Source organism: Pseudomonas sp. ABa2 (assembly GCF_056676075.1).
In genome coordinates this window covers 2,696,572-2,713,505 of sequence record NZ_CM155239.1, presented here as the reverse complement: position 1 = coordinate 2,713,505, position 16,934 = coordinate 2,696,572, and the positions used below count along the sequence as shown (strand labels likewise).

Below are 16,934 nucleotides of genomic sequence, written 5' to 3'. Positions count from 1 at the left end.
AGCCAGCGCGGCGTGAAGCGCGCAATGGTACCACTTGGCGGCATGATCCACAGCCCGCGCTTGCGCCACGGGAAGACGAAAGGGCGTTCGGCGGATGGCGATGCCGAAGCCAGCTTGCTCAGCTTGGCGATGCGCGGCGTCATCCTGTCGGGCGGGCTTTGTCGGCAGTGCGCGTTCTCGGGCGTCAGGTCGGGATTTTCTTTCTTCCGGCTGTCGACACCCTAGTGGAAATCCCGACTCTTCACGTCGAGCCCGGTCAGCAGCGGGCTCAGGTCGACCAGGCGCCCGGCGATGACGTGGCGCACGCCGTCGGCGCTTTCCAGGTGGCCGTCGATGCGCAGCAGCCGCGCCTGCAGCAGCACCCGGCGCTGGCGCTCGGCCAGGTCATGCCAGACCACCACGTTGATCATGCCGAACTCGTCTTCCAGGGTGACGAAGATCACCCCGCTGGCGGTCTGCGGGCGCTGGCGGCCGATCACCAGGCCGGCGACGCTGACCGGGCGGCCGTGCTCGACTGCGCCCAGCTCGCGCGAGCTGCGGCAGCGCCTGGCCCTCAGCCGGTCGCGCAGCAGCGCCAGCGGGTGCGGGCCGAGGGTGGTGCCGAAGGTGGCGTAATCCGTCAGCAGGTCTTCGCCGACCGTGGGTTGCGGCAGCGCCACGGGTTCCTCGCGGCTCGGATGGCCGGCGAACAGCGGCAGCTGCGGCTCCACCCCGGCCACCGCCCAGCGGGCGCGGTAACGGTCGCCGGCCAGGCCGCGCAGGGCGCCGGCATCGGCCAGGCATTCGCGGGCGCGGGCATCCAGCGTGGCGCGTCGGCACAGGTCGTCCACATCCTTGAAGGGCGCCGCCTGCCGCGCCGCCTCGATACGTTTGGCATCCTCCTCGCGAAAGCCGCGCAGCAGGCGCAGCCCCAGGCGGATTGCCGGCTGCTCGCCGCCGCTTGGCTCCAGGCTGCAGTCCCAGGCGCTGTGGCGCACGTCCGCCGGACGCACCTCGATGCCGTGGCGGCGGGCGTCCTGCAGCACCTGGTCGGGGCTGTAGAATCCCATCGGCCAGCTGTTGACCAGGGCGCAGGCGTAGGCGGCCGGCTCGCGGCATTTCAGCCAGCAGCTGGCGTAGGTGAGCAGGGCGAAGCTGGCGGCGTGGGACTCGGGGAAGCCGTAGCTGCCGAAGCCCTCGATCTGGCGGAAGATGCGCGCGGTGAATTCCGCCGTGTAGCCTTTTTCCAGCATGCGCGAGGTCAGCCGCTGGCGATGCGGCTCCAGCCCACCGTGGCGCTTCCAGGCCGCCATCGAGCGGCGCAGCTCGTCGGCCTCGCCGGGACTGTAGTCGGCGGCGACCATGGCCAGCTCCATCACCTGCTCCTGAAACAGCGGCACGCCGAGGGTGCGTTCGAACACCGGTCGTAATTCGTCTGAAGGGTATTCCACCGCCTCCTCGCCGTTGCGCCGGCGCAGGTAGGGATGAACCATGTCGCCCTGGATCGGCCCGGGGCGGACGATGGCGACCTGGATCACCAGGTCGTAGAAGGTCTTTGGGCGCAGGCGCGGCAACATGGCCATCTGCGCGCGCGACTCGATCTGGAACACGCCAACGGTGTCGGCGCGGCTGATCATGGCGTAGGTCGCCGCATCCTCCTGCGGCAGGCTGGCCAGGGTCCAGCGTGTGCCGCGGTAGCGCTCGATCAGGGCGAAGCAGCGGCGCAGCGCGCTGAGCATGCCGAGGGCGAGGATATCGACCTTGAGCAGGCCGACCAGGTCGAGGTCGTCCTTGTCCCACTGAATCACGGTGCGCTCGGCCATGCTGGCGTTCTCCACCGGCACCAGGGTCTGCAGCGGGTGTTCGGAGATGACGAAGCCGCCCGGGTGCTGCGACAGGTGACGGGGAAAGCCGATCAGCTCGCCGGCCAGGGTGAGGATGCGGTGCAGCGACTGGCTGTCCGGGTCGAAGCCGGCCTCGCGCAGGCGCTCGGCGTCCGGCATGCGGTCGCTCCAGCGCCCGCAGCAGTCGGCCAGGGCGCCGACCTGATCGGGCGGCAGGCCGAGCGCCTTGGCCACGTCGCGCAGCGCGCCAGCGCCGTGATAGGTGCTGGCCACCGCGGTCAGCGCCGCGCGCTGGCGGCCATAGCGGCGAAACACGTACTGGATGACTTCCTCGCGGCGTTCGTGCTCGAAGTCGACGTCGATATCCGGCGGCTCGTTGCGCTCGCGCGAGAGAAAGCGTTCGAACAGCAGCCGGCTGCCCGAGTTGTCCGGATTCAGTTCGGTGATGCCGAGGGCGAAGCACACGGTCGAGTTGGCCGCCGAGCCACGGCCCTGGCAGAGGATGTGCTGCTCGCGGGCCCAGCGGACGATGTCGTGCACGGTAAGAAAATAGCTCTCGTATTTCAGCTCAGTGATCAGCTGCAGCTCGTGCTCGACCTGCGTCCGCACCTTGGCGCTGGCGCCATCCGGCCAGCGCCAGCGCAGGCCTTGTTCGACCCGATGACGCAGCCAGGAGGAGGCATTGTGGCCGGCCGGCACCAGCTCGTGCGGGTACTGATATTTCAGCTGGCCGAGTTCGAAGCGGCAGCGCTCGGCCACCCGTAGCGTCTCGTCGAGCAACGCCTGCGGATACAGCTCGGCCAGCTCCTCGCGGCGGCGCAGGTGGCGCTCGCCGTTGGGAAACAGCCAGGCGCCGGCTTCGGCCACCGGCAGGTGCTGGCGGATGGCGCTCATGCAGTCCTGCAGGGCGCGGCGGCCGCGGGCGTGCATATGCACGTCGCCGCAGGCCAGGGCGGGAATCTGCAGGCGCGCGGCCAGGGCCTGCAACTGGCGCAGGCGGGCGGCATCGTCGGCGCCGCGGTGCAGTTCGATGCCCAGCCACAGGCGGTCGGCAAAACGCTGGCGCAACCAGATGCCCTCGTTCTCGCTGGCCTGCGGTGTGGCCAGCCAGATCGCCAGCAGGCCGGCCAGCGGCGCGTCGAAGTCCTCGCGCAGCAGGCGGTAGCGCCCCTTCTCGGCGCGGCGCCGGGCGACGGTGATCAGCCGGCACAGCGCCTGGTAGCCGGCCAGGTCCTCGGCCAGCAGCACCAGCTTGGGACCATCTTCGATGGGCATCTCGCTGCCGACGATCAGCGCCAGGTCGCTCTCCTTGGCCGCCTGCCAGGCGCGCACGATGCCGGCGAGCGTGCATTCGTCGGTGATCGCCAAGGCCCGGTAGCCGAGGCGCGCGGCGCGCTCGAACAGCTCGCGGGCGCTGGAGGCTCCACGTTGAAAGCTGAAATTGGACAGACAGTGCAGCTCGGCGTAGTCGGGTGTCATGCGAACCAGCCGTGCAGCTGCAGCGGTCCTCCGGCGCCGACCGGGCGAAAGGCCCAGGCGCGCTGGCCGCTGCGGGTTTGCACCAGGTAATAGTCGCGGCGCAGGTCGCCGCCGTCCCACCAGCCGGATTCGATGCGCTCGGGGCCGGCGAGGATCAGCAGGCCGGCCTCGGCCAGCGGCTGGGGTTCGCCCAGCAGCCAGGCGGGACGCGGCCCGACGCTGGGCAGCGATGGCGTATGCCGGTCGCTCTCGGCCTGCCAGCTCAGCTCCGGGCGGTGATCGGCGCGGGCGCCGAGGCCCTGCACCGCCTCGTCGCCGAGGCGGGCGCGCAGGCGTTCGCGCAGTTGCTCCCAGGGCAGCGACTGCTGCGGTCGCTCGTCGAACAGCTGGCGGTGCTGCGGGGCGAAGGCGGGCAACTCGCGGGCCTCCAGACGCAGCGCCAGTACCGGCGCCGGCAGTTGCAGCTGCTCCAGGCGGCCGCGGGTCAGCTCCAGCAGCATGGCTGGATCGCGTTCGGCGCTGAGCAGACCCACCACCAGCTGGCTGGCCGGGCGATTGCGGTGCTCTAGATGCAGGGTGAAGCGCTGCACGCCACTGTCGCGCCCGGCCAGGTAGGCGGCCAGATCGGCGGTCAGGCGGCGCAGCGGAAACAGCAGCGCCTGGTGCGACTCGACCTCGAAGTTGAGCTCGATGCGCGCATCGAAGCGATCCGGCGGGCGGTAGAACTCCAGGGCCAGCGCCCGTTCGCCGAGCAGGCTGTCGAGGTGGCGCAGCAGCTCGGCCGGAAAGCGCCGCGCCAGGCCGTCACGTGGCAGGGCGAGCAACTGCTGCAGGCTGCGCAGGCCCATGCGGGCGAGGGCGGAGGCGGTCTCGCGGGACAGGCCGATGCGCTCCACCGGCAGGCGCTCGAGCGCGGCGCGCAGCTCGGCCGCGTCGCTGATCGCCAGGCCGTCGTGGACGTTGGCCAGCATGCGCGCGGCGACCGGGTTGGGCGCCAGGGTGATGCGCTGCTGGAAACCCAGCTCGCCCAGTTCGCGGCGCAGGCGCGCCTCGAAGCGCGGCCAGGGGCCGAACAGCCCGAGGCTGGAGCCCACCTCCAGCAGCAGACAGCGCGGGTAGTGCAGGCTGACCTGGGCGCTGAAACCATAGGCCCAGGCGGCGAGGAACTGCTGCCAGCGCTCGATGGCGGCGAGGTCGTAGTCGGCGCTGGCGAAGCCGCGGGTCAGCGCCTGGGCCGCGCTGAGCAGCTGCCCGGGCTTGAGGCCCAGCGCGCGCGCCGCCGGGTTGACCGCCTGCAGCACGCGCCGCTGTGGCGGGCCGCCGAGCAGCACCAGCGGCTCGGTCGGTTCGGCACGCTGGCGCATGACGCCATCGAGCGCCAGCTGCGGCAGCAGGATGCAGGCCCAGAGCGGGTTCATCTCAGGACCAGGCCGCGGCCGGCAGCGGCTGCGCCGGCGCCAGGCCGCCGCGACACTTGAGTACGCGCAGCTGCGCCGGCCGGGCCTCGATGGCCAGGCGCAGGGCCGCCGGCGAGGGGTTGATCGCCTCGCCCAGCGGGCGGTAGGCGAAGGCCAGGGTCTGCCCGGTCTCGGCCGCCACCTGCAGGCGGCGCAGGGCGCGATCCTCGGCCTGCTGCGGCCAGCACAGCACCGCGCCGCAACTGCCCGAGCGCAGGCATTGCTCGGCCGCCCACAGCGCGTCGCGCCCCTGGGCATGGACGATGCTCAGCTGGCGCAGATCGACCTGCGCCGCCAGCCAGGCCTGGGGGTAGGGCAGATGGGGCGGGGCGACCAGCACTACGCGCTCGCCGGCCTGGGTCAGACGCGCCAGGGTCGGCCACAGCAGGCGCAGTTCGCCGATACCGGGGGCGGCCACCAGCAGCTCGCTCAGCGCCGCCTCGGGCCAGCCGCCGCCGGGCAGCAGGGCGTCCAGCGCGGCATGGCCGGTCGTTTGGCCGCTGGGCGCGCGGGCAACGTCCTGGGCGCGCCAGAGGCGGCGGCTGTCGAAGAGGTGCTCGAGGGCGACCGCGGAAGGCATGGCGTTGAAATCGTCCGAATACTGTTTATATGTACAGTATTCGGTTTGCCCGGCACCCGGTCAAGCCGCCGGCCGTCGGTGGGCCCCTCGGGTACGCCGGCCATGAGCAGTGAAATCCAGGAGAGATCTTGCCGCGCTATATTGCAGGCTCAGTGGTTGGCGGCGCGCCGTATGGCGCGCGATATGCCACCCAATAAACAAGCCCCGCACGGGGCGGGGCTTGTTCTACAGCGCTGGGATCAGGCCGGCACGAGCGGGATCTTGGCGTTGGCCGCCGCTTCGCGGAAGTCGGCGATCTGGTCGAAGCTCAGGTAGCGGTAGATATCGCCAGCCATGCTGTCGATATCCTTGGCGTAGACCATGTACTCCTCGACGGTCGGCAGCTTGCCGAGAATCGAAGCGACCGCGGCCAGTTCGGCAGAGGCCAGGTACACGTTGGCGCCATCACCCAGACGGTTGGGGAAGTTACGGGTGGAGGTCGACACCACGGTGGAGTTGGCGGCGACGCGCGCCTGGTTACCCATGCACAGCGAGCAGCCCGGCATCTCCATGCGTGCACCGGCCTTGCCGTAGATGCCGTAGTAGCCTTCTTCGGTCAGCTGGTGAGCATCCATCTTGGTCGGCGGCGACAGCCACAGACGGGTCGGGATACCGCCCTTGACCTTGTCCAGCAGCTTGCCGGCAGCGCGGAAGTGACCGATGTTGGTCATGCACGAACCGATGAACACTTCGTCGATCTTGTCGCCGGCCACGGTGGACAGCAGACGGGCGTCGTCCGGGTCGTTCGGGGCGCACAGCACCGGCTCGTTGAGTTCGGCCAGGTCGATTTCGATGACTTCGGCGTACTCGGCGTCCTTGTCGGCTTCCATCAGTACCGGGTTGGCCAGCCAGGCTTCCATCGCCTGGGCACGACGCTCCAGGGTGCGGGCATCGCCGTAGCCTTCGCTGATCATCCAGCGCAGCAGGGTGATGTTGGACTGCAGGTATTCGGCGATGGCCGCTTCCGGCAGTTTGATGGTGCAACCGGCAGCCGAACGCTCGGCGGAGGCGTCGGACAGCTCGAAGGCCTGCTCGACGGTCAGGTTGTCCAGGCCTTCGATCTCGAGGATACGGCCGGAGAAGATGTTCTTCTTGCCCTTCTTCTCGACGGTCAGCAGACCTTTCTGGATGGCGTAGTAGGGGATGGCGTGGACCAGGTCACGCAGGGTGATACCCGGCTGCATCTTGCCCTTGAAGCGCACCAGCACGGATTCCGGCATGTCCAGCGGCATGACGCCGGTGGCAGCGGCGAAGGCCACCAGGCCGGAACCGGCCGGGAAGCTGATGCCGATCGGGAAGCGGGTGTGCGAGTCGCCGCCGGTGCCGACGGTGTCCGGCAGCAGCATGCGGTTCAGCCAGCTGTGGATGATGCCGTCGCCTACCTTGAGCGAGACGCCGCCGCGATTGCGCATAAAGTCCGGCAGGCTGTGGTGGGTGGTGACGTCGATCGGTTTCGGATAGGCCGCGGTGTGGCAGAAGGACTGCATCACCAGGTCGGCGGAAAAGCCCAGGCAAGCCAGGTCTTTCAGCTCGTCGCGGGTCATCGGGCCGGTGGTGTCCTGGGAGCCGACGGTGGTCATCTTCGGTTCGCAGTAGGTCCCCGGACGCACGCCTTTACCTTCCGGCAGACCGCAGGCGCGGCCGACCATCTTCTGCGCCAGGGTGAAGCCCTTGCCGCTGTCGGCCGGCGCTTGCGGCTTGTTGAACAGGGTGGAGGGGGCCAGGCCCAGTTCGGCACGCGCCTTCTCGGTCAGGCCACGGCCGACGATCAGCGGGATACGGCCGCCGGCGCGCACTTCGTCGAGCAGCACGGGAGTCTTCAGTTCGAAGCGGGCCAGCACTTCTTCAGTGCCCTGTTTGCAGACCTTGCCGGCATAGGGGTAGAGGTCGATCACATCGCCCATATCGAGGGCGGCCACGTCGAATTCGATTGGCAGGGCGCCGGCGTCTTCCATGGTGTTGTAGAAGATCGGGGCGATCTTGTTGCCAAAGCAGAAGCCGCCGGCGCGCTTGTTCGGAATATGGGGAATGTCGTCGCCGAAGAACCACTGCACCGAGTTGGTGGCGGATTTGCGCGAGGAGCCGGTGCCGACCACGTCGCCGACATAGGCCACCGGGTAACCCTTGGCCTTGACCGCCTCGATCTGCGCCAGCGGGCCGACCGCGCCTTGCTGCTGCGGCACGATGCCGTCGCGAGCCATCTTCAGCATGGCCAGGGCGTGCAGCGGGATGTCGGGGCGCGACCAGGCGTCCGGAGCCGGCGACAGGTCGTCGGTGTTGGTTTCGCCGGGCACCTTGAACACGCTCAGGGTGATCTTCTCGGCCAGCGCCGGGCGGGCGGTGAACCATTCGCCATCGGCCCAGGACTGCAGCACGGCCTTGGCCGCGGCATTGCCGGCCTTGGCGCGCTCGGCGACGTCGTGGAAGGCGTCGAACATCAGCAGGGTGTGCTTGAGTTGCTCGGCGGCAACGGCGCCCAGGGCGGCGTCGTCCAGCAGCTCGACCAGGGTGGCGATGTTGTAGCCGCCCAGCATGGTGCCCAGCAGCTCGACGGCGCGCTGCTTGCCTAGCAGCGGCGAGGCGGCTTCGCCCTTGGCCACGGCAGAGAGGAAGCCGGCCTTGACGTAGGCGGCTTCATCCACGCCGGCGGGGACGCGGTGGCTGATCAGATCGAGCAGGAAGGCGGCTTCGCCGGCCGGTGGGTTCTTCAGCAGTTCGACCAGGGCGGCGGTCTGTTCGGCATTCAGCGCCAGGGGCGGCAGGCCCTGCTCGGCACGTTCGGCGACATGGTGGCGGTAGGTTTCAAGCACGGTGTGATTCCTCGGGACAGAAGGCCGATCTGACAGGGCCTGGACTGGGTAGCCGGGTGCTGGCGGGGCTTGCCCGATCGCAGCGGTGTTATGAGCGTCATTTCTTCGTGGCGAACAGCGCGTCGAGCTTGTGCTCGAAGGCGTGGTAGCCGATGCGGCGCGGTCCGCCACCTTTCCTCGCAGGCGGCGATCGCTTTGCTGGGTGATGACTTAGTGTCGACAATATTTATTAATATGCACGAAAACTACCCATTTAAATGGGTCTGGTCAATTGCGTTGCATGAGAGTGTCGACAGTTTTGCGGGTTTGTCATGAAATGACTGCAGATTGTCATCAAATGAAAAGACGCCTCGCGGCGTTGCCCCTAGATTGGGCGCATGCGGCGGCGTCACCCTCGGGTGGACGCCGCTGCAACCGATACCCCTTGCAACGGAGCCCGCCATGTCTACCCCTGAAGTCTTTATCGTCAGCGCTGCACGAACCGCCATCGGCTCCTTCGGCGGCTCGCTCAAGGATGTCGCGCTGTCGCAACTGGCCACCACGGCCGTCGGCGCGGCCCTGCAGCGCGCCGGTTGCGCACCGGAGCGGGTCGGGCATGTGGTGCTGGGCAATGTGATTGCCAGCGAACCGGGCGATGCCTACCTGGCTCGAGTGGCGGCGCTCAATGCCGGCCTGCCCAAGGAAACCCCGGCCTTCAACGTCAACCGTCTCTGCGGTTCCGGCCTGCAGGCGGTGATTTCGGCGGCACAGAGCCTGCTGCTGGGGGACACCGAGGTGGCCATCGCCGGCGGCGCCGAGTCGATGAGCCGCGGGCCCTACCTGATGTCCGCCGCGCGCTGGGGCGCGCGCCTGGGCGACATGCAGGCGCAGGACTATATGCTCGGCGTGCTGCACGACCCCTTCCAGCGCATCCATATGGGCATCACCGCCGAGAACGTGGCCGAGCGCCATGGCATCAGCCGCGAGGCGCAGGATGAGCTGGCCCTGGAGAGCCAGCGCCGCGCCGCCCGCGCCATCGCCGAAGGGCGCTTCGCCAGCCAGATCGTGCCGGTGGAGCTGAAGAGCCGCAAAGGCGTGCAGCTGTTCGAGGTCGACGAGCATGTGCGCGGCGATGTCTCCCTGGAGCAGCTGGCGGCGATGAAGACCGCCTTCAAGCAGGGCGGCACGGTGACCGCCGGCAACGCTTCGGGCCTCAACGACGGCGCCGCCGCGCTGCTGCTGGCCAGCGGCGCGGCGGTGAAGAGCGACAATCTGCGCCCGCTGGCGCGCCTGGTCAGCTATGCCCACGCCGGCGTCGAGCCCGAGCTGATGGGGCTCGGGCCGATTCCGGCAACGCGCCTAGCGCTGCGGCGCGCCGGCCTGACGGTGGCCGACCTGGATGTGATCGAGTCCAACGAGGCGTTCGCCGCCCAGGCCTGTGCCGTGGCCCGTGAGCTGGACTTCGACCCGGCGCGGGTCAACCCCAATGGCTCGGGCATTTCCCTTGGCCATCCGATCGGTGCGACCGGCGCGATCATCGTCACCAAGGCCATCCACGAGCTGCATCGGGTCGGCGGCCGCTATGCGCTGGCGACCATGTGCATCGGTGGCGGTCAGGGTATCGCCGCGATCTTCGAGCGTGTGTGAGCCGCCATGGCCGGTGCGTGCGCTGAAACCAGGCTCGAGACCCTGCGCGGCAAGGCGCTGACGCTGTTCGCCGAGCGCGGCTTCGCCCAGGTCGGCATGCGCGAGCTGGCCCTGCACCTGGGGATGGCCGCGGGCTCGCTCTATCACCATTTCGAGAGCAAGGAACAGCTGCTGTTCGAGCTCATCGAGGAGCTCTACGAGGAACTGCTGGCCGTGCCGCACCGTGCCGCCAGGGGCGGTGCCCGGGAGCGCCTGGAGCAGCTGCTGCAGCGCCATATCGCCTTGCACGAACGGCGCCCGGCCCAGTTTCAGCTGGCCGAGCAGGAGTTGCGCTGCCTGACGCCGGCCCATCGCCGGCGTATCCAGGTGCTGCGCGAAGCCTACGAAGAGCGCCTGGCGCACCTGCTGCTGGAGGCCGGAGCGGGCGGGGCGCCGGCCCGGCTCAGGTTCGGCGTGCAGGCGCTGGTCACCTGGCTCAACAACCTGCCGCCGGCATGCCCGGACCTGACCGCGCAGCAGCGCCAGGAAGCCGTCGGCGCGCTGCTGCTGGCGGCCCTGAACAACCTGCTCGAGCCGGCGCCGCGCGAGCGCTCACTGCCGCTGGCCTGGCCGGCGCTTGGCGCCGGCTGATCCGGCCGGCACTTCATCCATCACGGCATCGTGCATGCCCGCATCATCCGAGAGATTGCAATATGGCCGATTACCAAGCCCCCCTGCGCGACATGCGCTTCGTGCTCAATGAAGTCTTCGAAGTCTCCAAGCTCTGGGCCGAGCTGCCGGCTCTGGCCGAGGTGGTCGATGTCGAGACCGCCAGCGCCATCCTCGAAGAAGCCGGCAAGGTCACCGCCGGCAGCATCGCCCCGCTGAACCGCAGCGGTGATGAAGAGGGCTGCTCCTGGGACAACGGCGCGGTGAAGACCCCGGCCGGTTTCCCCGAGGCCTACCAGACCTACGCCGAAGGCGGCTGGGTCGGTGTCGGCGGCTCGCCCGAGTTCGGCGGCATGGGCATGCCCAAGGTGATCGGCGCCCAGGTCGAGGAAATGGTCAACTCGGCCAACCTGTCCTTCGGCCTGTACCCGATGCTGACCGCCGGCGCCTGCCTGTCGATCCTCAACCACGCCAGCGAAGAACTGAAGGCGCAGTACCTGCCGAACATGTATGCCGGCGTCTGGGCCGGTTCCATGTGCCTGACCGAGCCGCACGCCGGCACCGACCTCGGCATCATCCGCACCAAGGCCGAACCCCAGGCCGACGGCAGCTACAAGGTCAGCGGCACCAAGATCTTCATCACCGGCGGGGAACACGACCTGACCGAGAACATCATCCACCTGGTGCTGGCCAAGCTGCCGGACGCCCCGGCCGGGCCGAAGGGCATCTCGCTGTTCCTGGTGCCCAAGGTGATGGTGGGTGCCGACGGCTCGCTGGGCGAGAAGAACGCCGTTTCCTGCGGCTCCATCGAACACAAGATGGGCATCAAGGCCTCGGCTACCTGCGTGATGAACTTCGACGGCGCCACCGGCTACCTGGTGGGCGAAGTGAACAAGGGCTTGGCGGCCATGTTCACCATGATGAACTACGAGCGCCTGGGCGTTGGCATCCAGGGCCTGGCCCTGGGCGAGCGCAGCTACCAGAGCGCCGTGGAATACGCCCGCGAGCGCATCCAGAGCCGTGCGCCGACCGGCCCGGTGGCCCAGGACAAAGCTGCTGACCCGATCATCGTGCATCCGGACGTGCGCCGCATGCTGCTGACCATGAAGGCGCTGAACGAGGGCGGTCGCGCCTTCTCCAGCTACGTCGCCATGCAGCTCGACACCGCCAAGTACAGCATCGATCCGGCCACCGCCAAGCGTGCCGAGGAACTGGTGGCGCTGCTGACCCCGGTGGCCAAGGCCTTCCTCACCGACATGGCGCTGGAAACCACGGTGCACGGCCAGCAGATCTTCGGCGGCCACGGCTTCATCCGCGAGTGGGGCCAGGAGCAGCTGGTGCGCGACTGCCGCATCACCCAGATCTACGAAGGCACCAACGGCATCCAGTCGCTGGACCTGATGGGGCGCAAGATAGTCGGCAGCGGCGGCAGCTACTACAAGCACCTGGCCGACGAGATCAAGGCCTTCATCGCTTCGGCCGATGCCAATCTCGACGAGTTCACCAAGCCGCTGGCGGCTGCCGTGCAGAACCTGGATGAGCTGACCGCCTGGGTGCTGGACCGCGCCAAGAACAACCCCAACGAGATCGGCGCCGCCTCGGTGGAGTACCTGCAGGTGTTCGGCTACACCGCCTACGCCTATATGTGGGCCTTGATGGCCCGCGCGTCGCTGGGCAAGGAAGGGCAGGACGAGTTCTACGCCAGCAAGCTGGGCACCGCACGCTTCTACTTTGCCCGCCTGCTGCCGCGCATCCACTCGCTGAGCGCCTCGGTCAAGGCCGGTAGCGAGAGCCTGTACCTGCTGGACGCCGCGCAGTTCTAAGAACCTATCCACGATCTGCTGCGCGTCGGCCCTACTGCGTTAAAAACAGGCTCGGAATGCTCATGTACAAAAGTACACTCCGCTTCCTCGCCTGTTTTTGCCTTGTAGTGCTCTAGCTCGCGAGATCGTGCACAGGTTCTACGCTCGAGCAACTCCCGCAAGCCCCGGCCCCAGTGCCGGGGCTTTTCGTTTGGGCCCCTGGTGCGCGCGGCGCACCCTACGCGGGACGTTGGTAGGGTGGATGGCGCTTCATCCATCCACCAGGGCGTGTTCGCATCGTTGTGGTGGATGAAAAGAGCGTCATCCACCCTACGAACTGCGCATGTCCGCTGGCGGGCAAGGCTGTCAGCAAATGTAAAGCGCATGACGCGGTAGGCGAAGCGGTAGCGGGCGGGGCTCTCTACTGTAGGCCCGAGAGGGGGCGCCGCCGCGTGCGCGAGAGCCCATGAGGCGCACCCCTGCCTGCAGCGATGCAAACTTTCAGAACGGTCACGTTGGGAAAACAAACATGGCGACGACAAAAAGAATTGCCCCGGCAGAGGGCGCCTACGACTACCCCTTGCTGATCAAGCGCCTGCTGCTGTCCGGGGTGCGCTACCAGCCGGACCAGGAGATCGTCTACGCCGACAAGCTGCGCTACAGCTATCGCACCCTTAACGAGCGCATCCAGCGCCTGGCCAACGCCCTGACCGCCGCCGGGGTCAAGGCCGGCGATACCGTGGCCCTGTTGGACTGGGACAGCCACCGCGCGCTGGAATGCTTCTTCGCCGTGCCGATGCTCGGCGCCGTGCTGCATACGGTGAATATCCGCCTGTCGCCGGAGCAGGTCGCCTACACCATGAACCACGCCGAGGACGATATCGTCCTGGTGCATGACGACTTCCTGCCGCTGATGGAGCAGGTCAATGGCGAGCTGAAAACCGTCAGGGGTTACGTGCAGCTGACCGACAGCAGCGCCAAGCCGACCCGGCTGCCGTCGCTGGGCGAATACGAGGCGCTGCTGGCCGGCGCCGCCAGCCACTTCGATTTTCCCGATTTCGACGAGCGCTCGGTGGCCACCCTGTTCTACACCACCGGCACCACCGGCAACCCCAAGGGCGTGTACTTCAGCCACCGCCAGCTGGTGCTGCATACCATGAACGAGCTGGGCACCTTCGCCGGCTGGGACGGCCAGCCGCTGCTGCGCTCGGGTGACGTGTACATGCCGATCACCCCGATGTTCCACGTGCATGCCTGGGGCGTGCCCTACGTGGCCACGGCCATGGGGCTCAAGCAGGTGTATCCGGGCCGCTACGAGCCCAACAGCCTGGTGCGCCTGTTCCGCGAGGAGGGGGTGAGCTTCTCCCACTGCGTGCCGACCATCCTGCAGATGATGCTGGAGTGCGAGGAGGGCAGGCGCACCGATTTTACCGGCTGGAAGATGCTGCTCGGCGGCAGCGCCCTGACCCTCGGCCTGGCCCGCCAGGCCAGCGAGCGGGGCATGCGCGTGCACTGCGGCTACGGCATGTCCGAGACCTGCCCGCTGCTGACCCTGACCCACCTGCGCGCCGAAGACCTGGCCCTGCCGATGGACGAACAGATCCCCGAGCGGATCAAGACCGGCGTGCCGATTCCCCTGGTCGACCTGCGCATCGTCGACGCCAACGGCCAGGACGTGGCCCATGATGGAGTGGCCCTGGGCGAGATCGTGGTGCGCGCGCCCTGGCTGACCCAAGGCTACCTGCACGAGCCGCAGAAGGGCGCCGAGCTGTGGCAGGGCGGCTGGCTGCACACCGGCGACATGGCCTCGATCGACGCCCGCGGCGTGGTGGAGATCAAGGACCGCATCAAGGATGTGATCAAGACCGGCGGCGAATGGATCAGCTCGCTGGACCTGGAGAACCTGATCAGCCAGCACGCGGCGGTGGCCTCGGTGGCCGTGGTCGGCATCCCCGATGCGCAGTGGGGCGAGCGGCCGCTGGCCCTGGTGGTCTGCGCGCCGGGCGCGAGCCTCGACCAGGCGGCAATCGAAGTGCACCTGCAGCAGTTCGTCGATAGCGGGCAGATCAACAAATGGGCGATCCCGCGGCAGATCCGCTTCGTCGCCGATATCCCCAAGACCAGCGTCGGCAAGATCAACAAGAAGCTGATCCGCGAACAGGAACTGGCGGGGGCCTGAGCGGCGCCGGGCGCGCCTGGCTGGCGGCCGTGCAAGCGGCAGCAAGGCTGCTAGCCTGATGCTGGTAGGCAGCGTTCAGGGGCGCAGGGCGGCAGCCGCCATGGCGTCGCGCGCCGCGCAAGCCTGCACACCAGGGTGCCACCCATCACGGGTGGCATCGGTCGTTCAGTGCCGCATCCCCCAACGCACCGACGAGGTCTCGAACCATGGGCAAGAAGAAGGACAAGGACAAGGAGCAAACCTCTGCCACCGAACCGCTGCGTCGCAAGGACTACGAGCAAGAGCTCAAGGCCCTGCACGTGGAGCTGGTCAAGTTGCAGCAGTGGGTGGTCGCCAAGGGCCTGAAGGTCTGCATCGTCTTCGAGGGGCGCGACGGCGCCGGCAAGGGCGGCACCATCAAGGCCATCACCGAGCGGGTCAGCCCAAGGGTGTTTCGCGTGGTGGCCTTGCCGGCTCCGACCGAGCGGGAAAAGAGCCAGATGTATGCCCAGCGCTACCTGCAGCACCTGCCCGCCGCGGGCGAGGTGGTGATCTTCGATCGTAGCTGGTACAACCGCGCCGGCGTCGAGCGGGTGATGGGCTTCTGCAGCGAGGAGCAGGCGCACAAGTTCCTCACCGTGGTGCCGTTGTTCGAGAAGATGATGGTCGAGTCCGGCATCATCCTGATCAAGTACTGGCTGGAGGTGAGTGCCGAGGAGCAGCAGCGACGCCTGAAGGAGCGCATCAACGATGGGCGCAAGATCTGGAAGCTGTCGCCCATGGATCTCAAGTCCTTCAGCCGCTGGGACGACTACACCCGCGCCCGCGACGAGATGTTCGCCGCCTCGGACACCTCCTGGGCCCCCTGGTACATGGCCCGTTCCGAGGACAAGCGGCGGGTGCGGCTGAACATCATCAGCCATCTGCTCAAGCAGGTGCCCTACGAGGACATCACCCGGGAGCAGAAGATCGAACTGCCCAAGCGCGGCAGGATCGGCCGCTACAAGGGGGCGCATTACCCCTTCCGCATGGTCGAGGAGCGTTTCTGAGGCGGCGATGCGGCGGTTGTCCATGCCGCGACGCAACAGGCGCGGCGGATGGACGCCACGCCATGGCAAATGCTCAGCGCCGGCCTATGCTTGCTGAACTCCGTCGCCAGCGCACGCGCCTGCGTGCAAGGGGATGCGCCATGTTGCAGATACTGCCTCTCCTGCTGGCCCTCGGTGGCCTCGCCGGGCCGCCGCTACTGGCGGCCGAGGAGCCGGCGGCGGCGACCGCGGAGCAGGTGTTCGGCACTGAGGAACTCGACCAGATGCTGGCGCCGCTGGCGCTCTATCCCGATGCCCTGCTGGCCCAGGTGCTGATGGCGGCCACCTATCCCGGCGACGTCGCCGATGCGGTGGCCTGGTCCAAGGCCAATCCGCAAGCCAGTGGCGACGATGCCGTGCGCCAGGTCGCCGAGCAGCCCTGGGACCCCAGCGTGCAGTCGCTGGTCGCCTTCCCGGCGGTGCTGGTCACCCTGGGCCAGGACCCGGCCTGGGTGCAGCGCGTCGGCGATGCCTTCCTGGCCCAGCCCGATGCGGTGATGGACTCGGTGCAGCGCCTGCGCCGCCAGGCCCAGGCCGCCGGCAACCTGCAGAGCAACGAGCAGCAGCAGGTCAGCGTGCAGCCCAGCGCGAGCGGCTCGACCGCGCAACCGGTCAGCAGCCAGCAGACCATCATCATCGAGTCGGCCGACCCGCAGGTGGTTTATGTGCCGAGCTACAACCCCAGCGTGGTCTACGGCACCTGGCCCTATCCCAGCTATCCGCCGGCGTACTACCCGCCACCGCCGGGCTACTACTTCGGCAGCGCGCTGGCCACCGGGCTGGCCTTCGCCGCCGGGGTGGCGATCATCGACTCGCTGTGGGGCGACTGCGACTGGGGGCACGGCGATATCGACATCGACGTGAACCGCTACAACAACATCAACCGCAACCGCCAGATCAATGCCGGCGACAACACCTGGCAGCACAACGCGCTCAATCGCGACGGCGTGCCCTACCGCGACCGCGCCAGCCGCGAGCAGTACGGCCAGCGCCTGAGCGGCAGCGAGCAGCGCCAGGAGCTGCGCGGCCGCGACCCGGCGCGCAGTGCAGAGCGCGAGCGCGCCCGGCAGAGCCTGGAACAACGCGGTTTCGACAGCCCGGCCAGCAGTAACCGCCAGGCCCGCGAGCGGGCGCAGACGGCCGACCGCGGCCTGCGCAATCAGCCTGTGCGTCAGAACGATCAGCTGCGCAGCAATGCGCAGACCCGGCAGCAGGCCCGCCAGCAGTATTCCGCGGGCCAGGGCGCCCGCAACAATGCCTTCGCCGGCGCCCGCTCGCCCAGCCAGGCGCGCAGCTACAGCGAACGCGGCCAGCTCAGCCGCGCCGCCGCCAGTCGTCCGCAGGCGGCGCGCGCCGCCGGGCACGCCGTCAGTCGTCCCGCCATTTCCGCGTCTCGCGGCGGCGCCCGGCGGCGCTGACAGGGA

10 protein-coding genes are annotated in these 16,934 nt (G+C 68.5%); 6 read left to right on the top strand and 4 right to left on the bottom strand.

Annotated elements, in window-relative coordinates; genetic code table 11:
* Nucleotides 1–221: 221 nt before the first annotated feature.
* The 4 genes from AC1G9C_RS13200 to acnB form a co-directional block, all read right to left on the bottom strand.
* Nucleotides 222–3,302: an error-prone DNA polymerase gene (locus AC1G9C_RS13200; RefSeq protein ID WP_480407789.1), complete on the bottom strand. Its 3,081-nt coding sequence runs from the start codon at nucleotides 3,300–3,302 to the stop codon at nucleotides 222–224.
* A complete protein-coding gene (locus tag AC1G9C_RS13195) occupies nucleotides 3,299–4,720 on the bottom strand; it encodes a Y-family DNA polymerase (RefSeq protein WP_480407788.1) in 1,422 nt (473 codons plus the stop codon). Before AC1G9C_RS13195 ends, AC1G9C_RS13200 begins: the two co-directional genes overlap by 4 nt.
* 1 nt (nucleotide 4,721) lies before the next feature.
* Entirely contained in the window at nucleotides 4,722–5,339 is a 618-nt protein-coding gene (gene imuA / locus AC1G9C_RS13190; RefSeq protein ID WP_480407787.1) for a translesion DNA synthesis-associated protein ImuA, read from the bottom strand.
* Between the two features lie 239 nt (nucleotides 5,340–5,578).
* Entirely contained in the window at nucleotides 5,579–8,188 is a 2,610-nt protein-coding gene (gene acnB, locus AC1G9C_RS13185) for a bifunctional aconitate hydratase 2/2-methylisocitrate dehydratase (RefSeq protein ID WP_480407786.1), read from the bottom strand.
* 441 nt (nucleotides 8,189–8,629) lie between these two features.
* Between acnB and AC1G9C_RS13180 the strand changes: the two genes are divergently transcribed.
* The 6 genes from AC1G9C_RS13180 to AC1G9C_RS13155 all read left to right on the top strand — a co-directional run bounded on the left by AC1G9C_RS13180 (nucleotide 8,630) and on the right by AC1G9C_RS13155 (nucleotide 16,928).
* Nucleotides 8,630–9,814 (top strand): acetyl-CoA C-acyltransferase family protein, encoded by a 1,185-nt coding sequence (locus tag AC1G9C_RS13180; RefSeq protein ID WP_122110282.1) that lies wholly within the window; start codon nucleotides 8,630–8,632, stop codon nucleotides 9,812–9,814.
* 6 nt (nucleotides 9,815–9,820) lie between these two features.
* A complete protein-coding gene (locus AC1G9C_RS13175; RefSeq protein WP_480407785.1) occupies nucleotides 9,821–10,444 on the top strand; it encodes a TetR/AcrR family transcriptional regulator in 624 nt (207 codons plus the stop codon).
* A gap of 62 nt (nucleotides 10,445–10,506) precedes the next feature.
* Nucleotides 10,507–12,285, top strand: coding sequence for an acyl-CoA dehydrogenase C-terminal domain-containing protein (locus tag AC1G9C_RS13170; protein ID WP_480407784.1), 1,779 nt, complete (start codon nucleotides 10,507–10,509; stop codon nucleotides 12,283–12,285).
* Nucleotides 12,286–12,793: 508 nt separating this feature from the next.
* Nucleotides 12,794–14,443 (top strand): fatty acid--CoA ligase, encoded by a 1,650-nt coding sequence (locus AC1G9C_RS13165; protein WP_480407783.1) that lies wholly within the window; start codon nucleotides 12,794–12,796, stop codon nucleotides 14,441–14,443.
* Nucleotides 14,444–14,649: 206 nt separating this feature from the next.
* Entirely contained in the window at nucleotides 14,650–15,471 is an 822-nt protein-coding gene (gene ppk2, locus AC1G9C_RS13160; RefSeq protein WP_397497186.1) for a polyphosphate kinase 2, read from the top strand.
* A 140-nt stretch (nucleotides 15,472–15,611) separates the two neighbouring features.
* A complete protein-coding gene (locus AC1G9C_RS13155) occupies nucleotides 15,612–16,928 on the top strand; it encodes a DUF3300 domain-containing protein (protein ID WP_480407782.1) in 1,317 nt (438 codons plus the stop codon).
* Nucleotides 16,929–16,934 lie beyond the last annotated feature (6 nt).

Coding starts and splice junctions, on each gene's coding strand:
- AC1G9C_RS13165 (WP_480407783.1), top strand. CDS start 12,794: ATGGCGACGACAAAAAGAATTGCCCCGGCAGAGGGCGCCTACGACTAC.
- AC1G9C_RS13155 (WP_480407782.1), top strand. CDS start 15,612: ATGTTGCAGATACTGCCTCTCCTGCTGGCCCTCGGTGGCCTCGCCGGG.
- AC1G9C_RS13180 (WP_122110282.1), top strand. CDS start 8,630: ATGTCTACCCCTGAAGTCTTTATCGTCAGCGCTGCACGAACCGCCATC.
- AC1G9C_RS13200 (WP_480407789.1), bottom strand. CDS start 3,302: ATGACACCCGACTACGCCGAGCTGCACTGTCTGTCCAATTTCAGCTTT.
- ppk2 (WP_397497186.1), top strand. CDS start 14,650: ATGGGCAAGAAGAAGGACAAGGACAAGGAGCAAACCTCTGCCACCGAA.
- AC1G9C_RS13175 (WP_480407785.1), top strand. CDS start 9,821: ATGGCCGGTGCGTGCGCTGAAACCAGGCTCGAGACCCTGCGCGGCAAG.
- AC1G9C_RS13195 (WP_480407788.1), bottom strand. CDS start 4,720: ATGAACCCGCTCTGGGCCTGCATCCTGCTGCCGCAGCTGGCGCTCGAT.
- AC1G9C_RS13170 (WP_480407784.1), top strand. CDS start 10,507: ATGGCCGATTACCAAGCCCCCCTGCGCGACATGCGCTTCGTGCTCAAT.
- imuA (WP_480407787.1), bottom strand. CDS start 5,339: ATGCCTTCCGCGGTCGCCCTCGAGCACCTCTTCGACAGCCGCCGCCTC.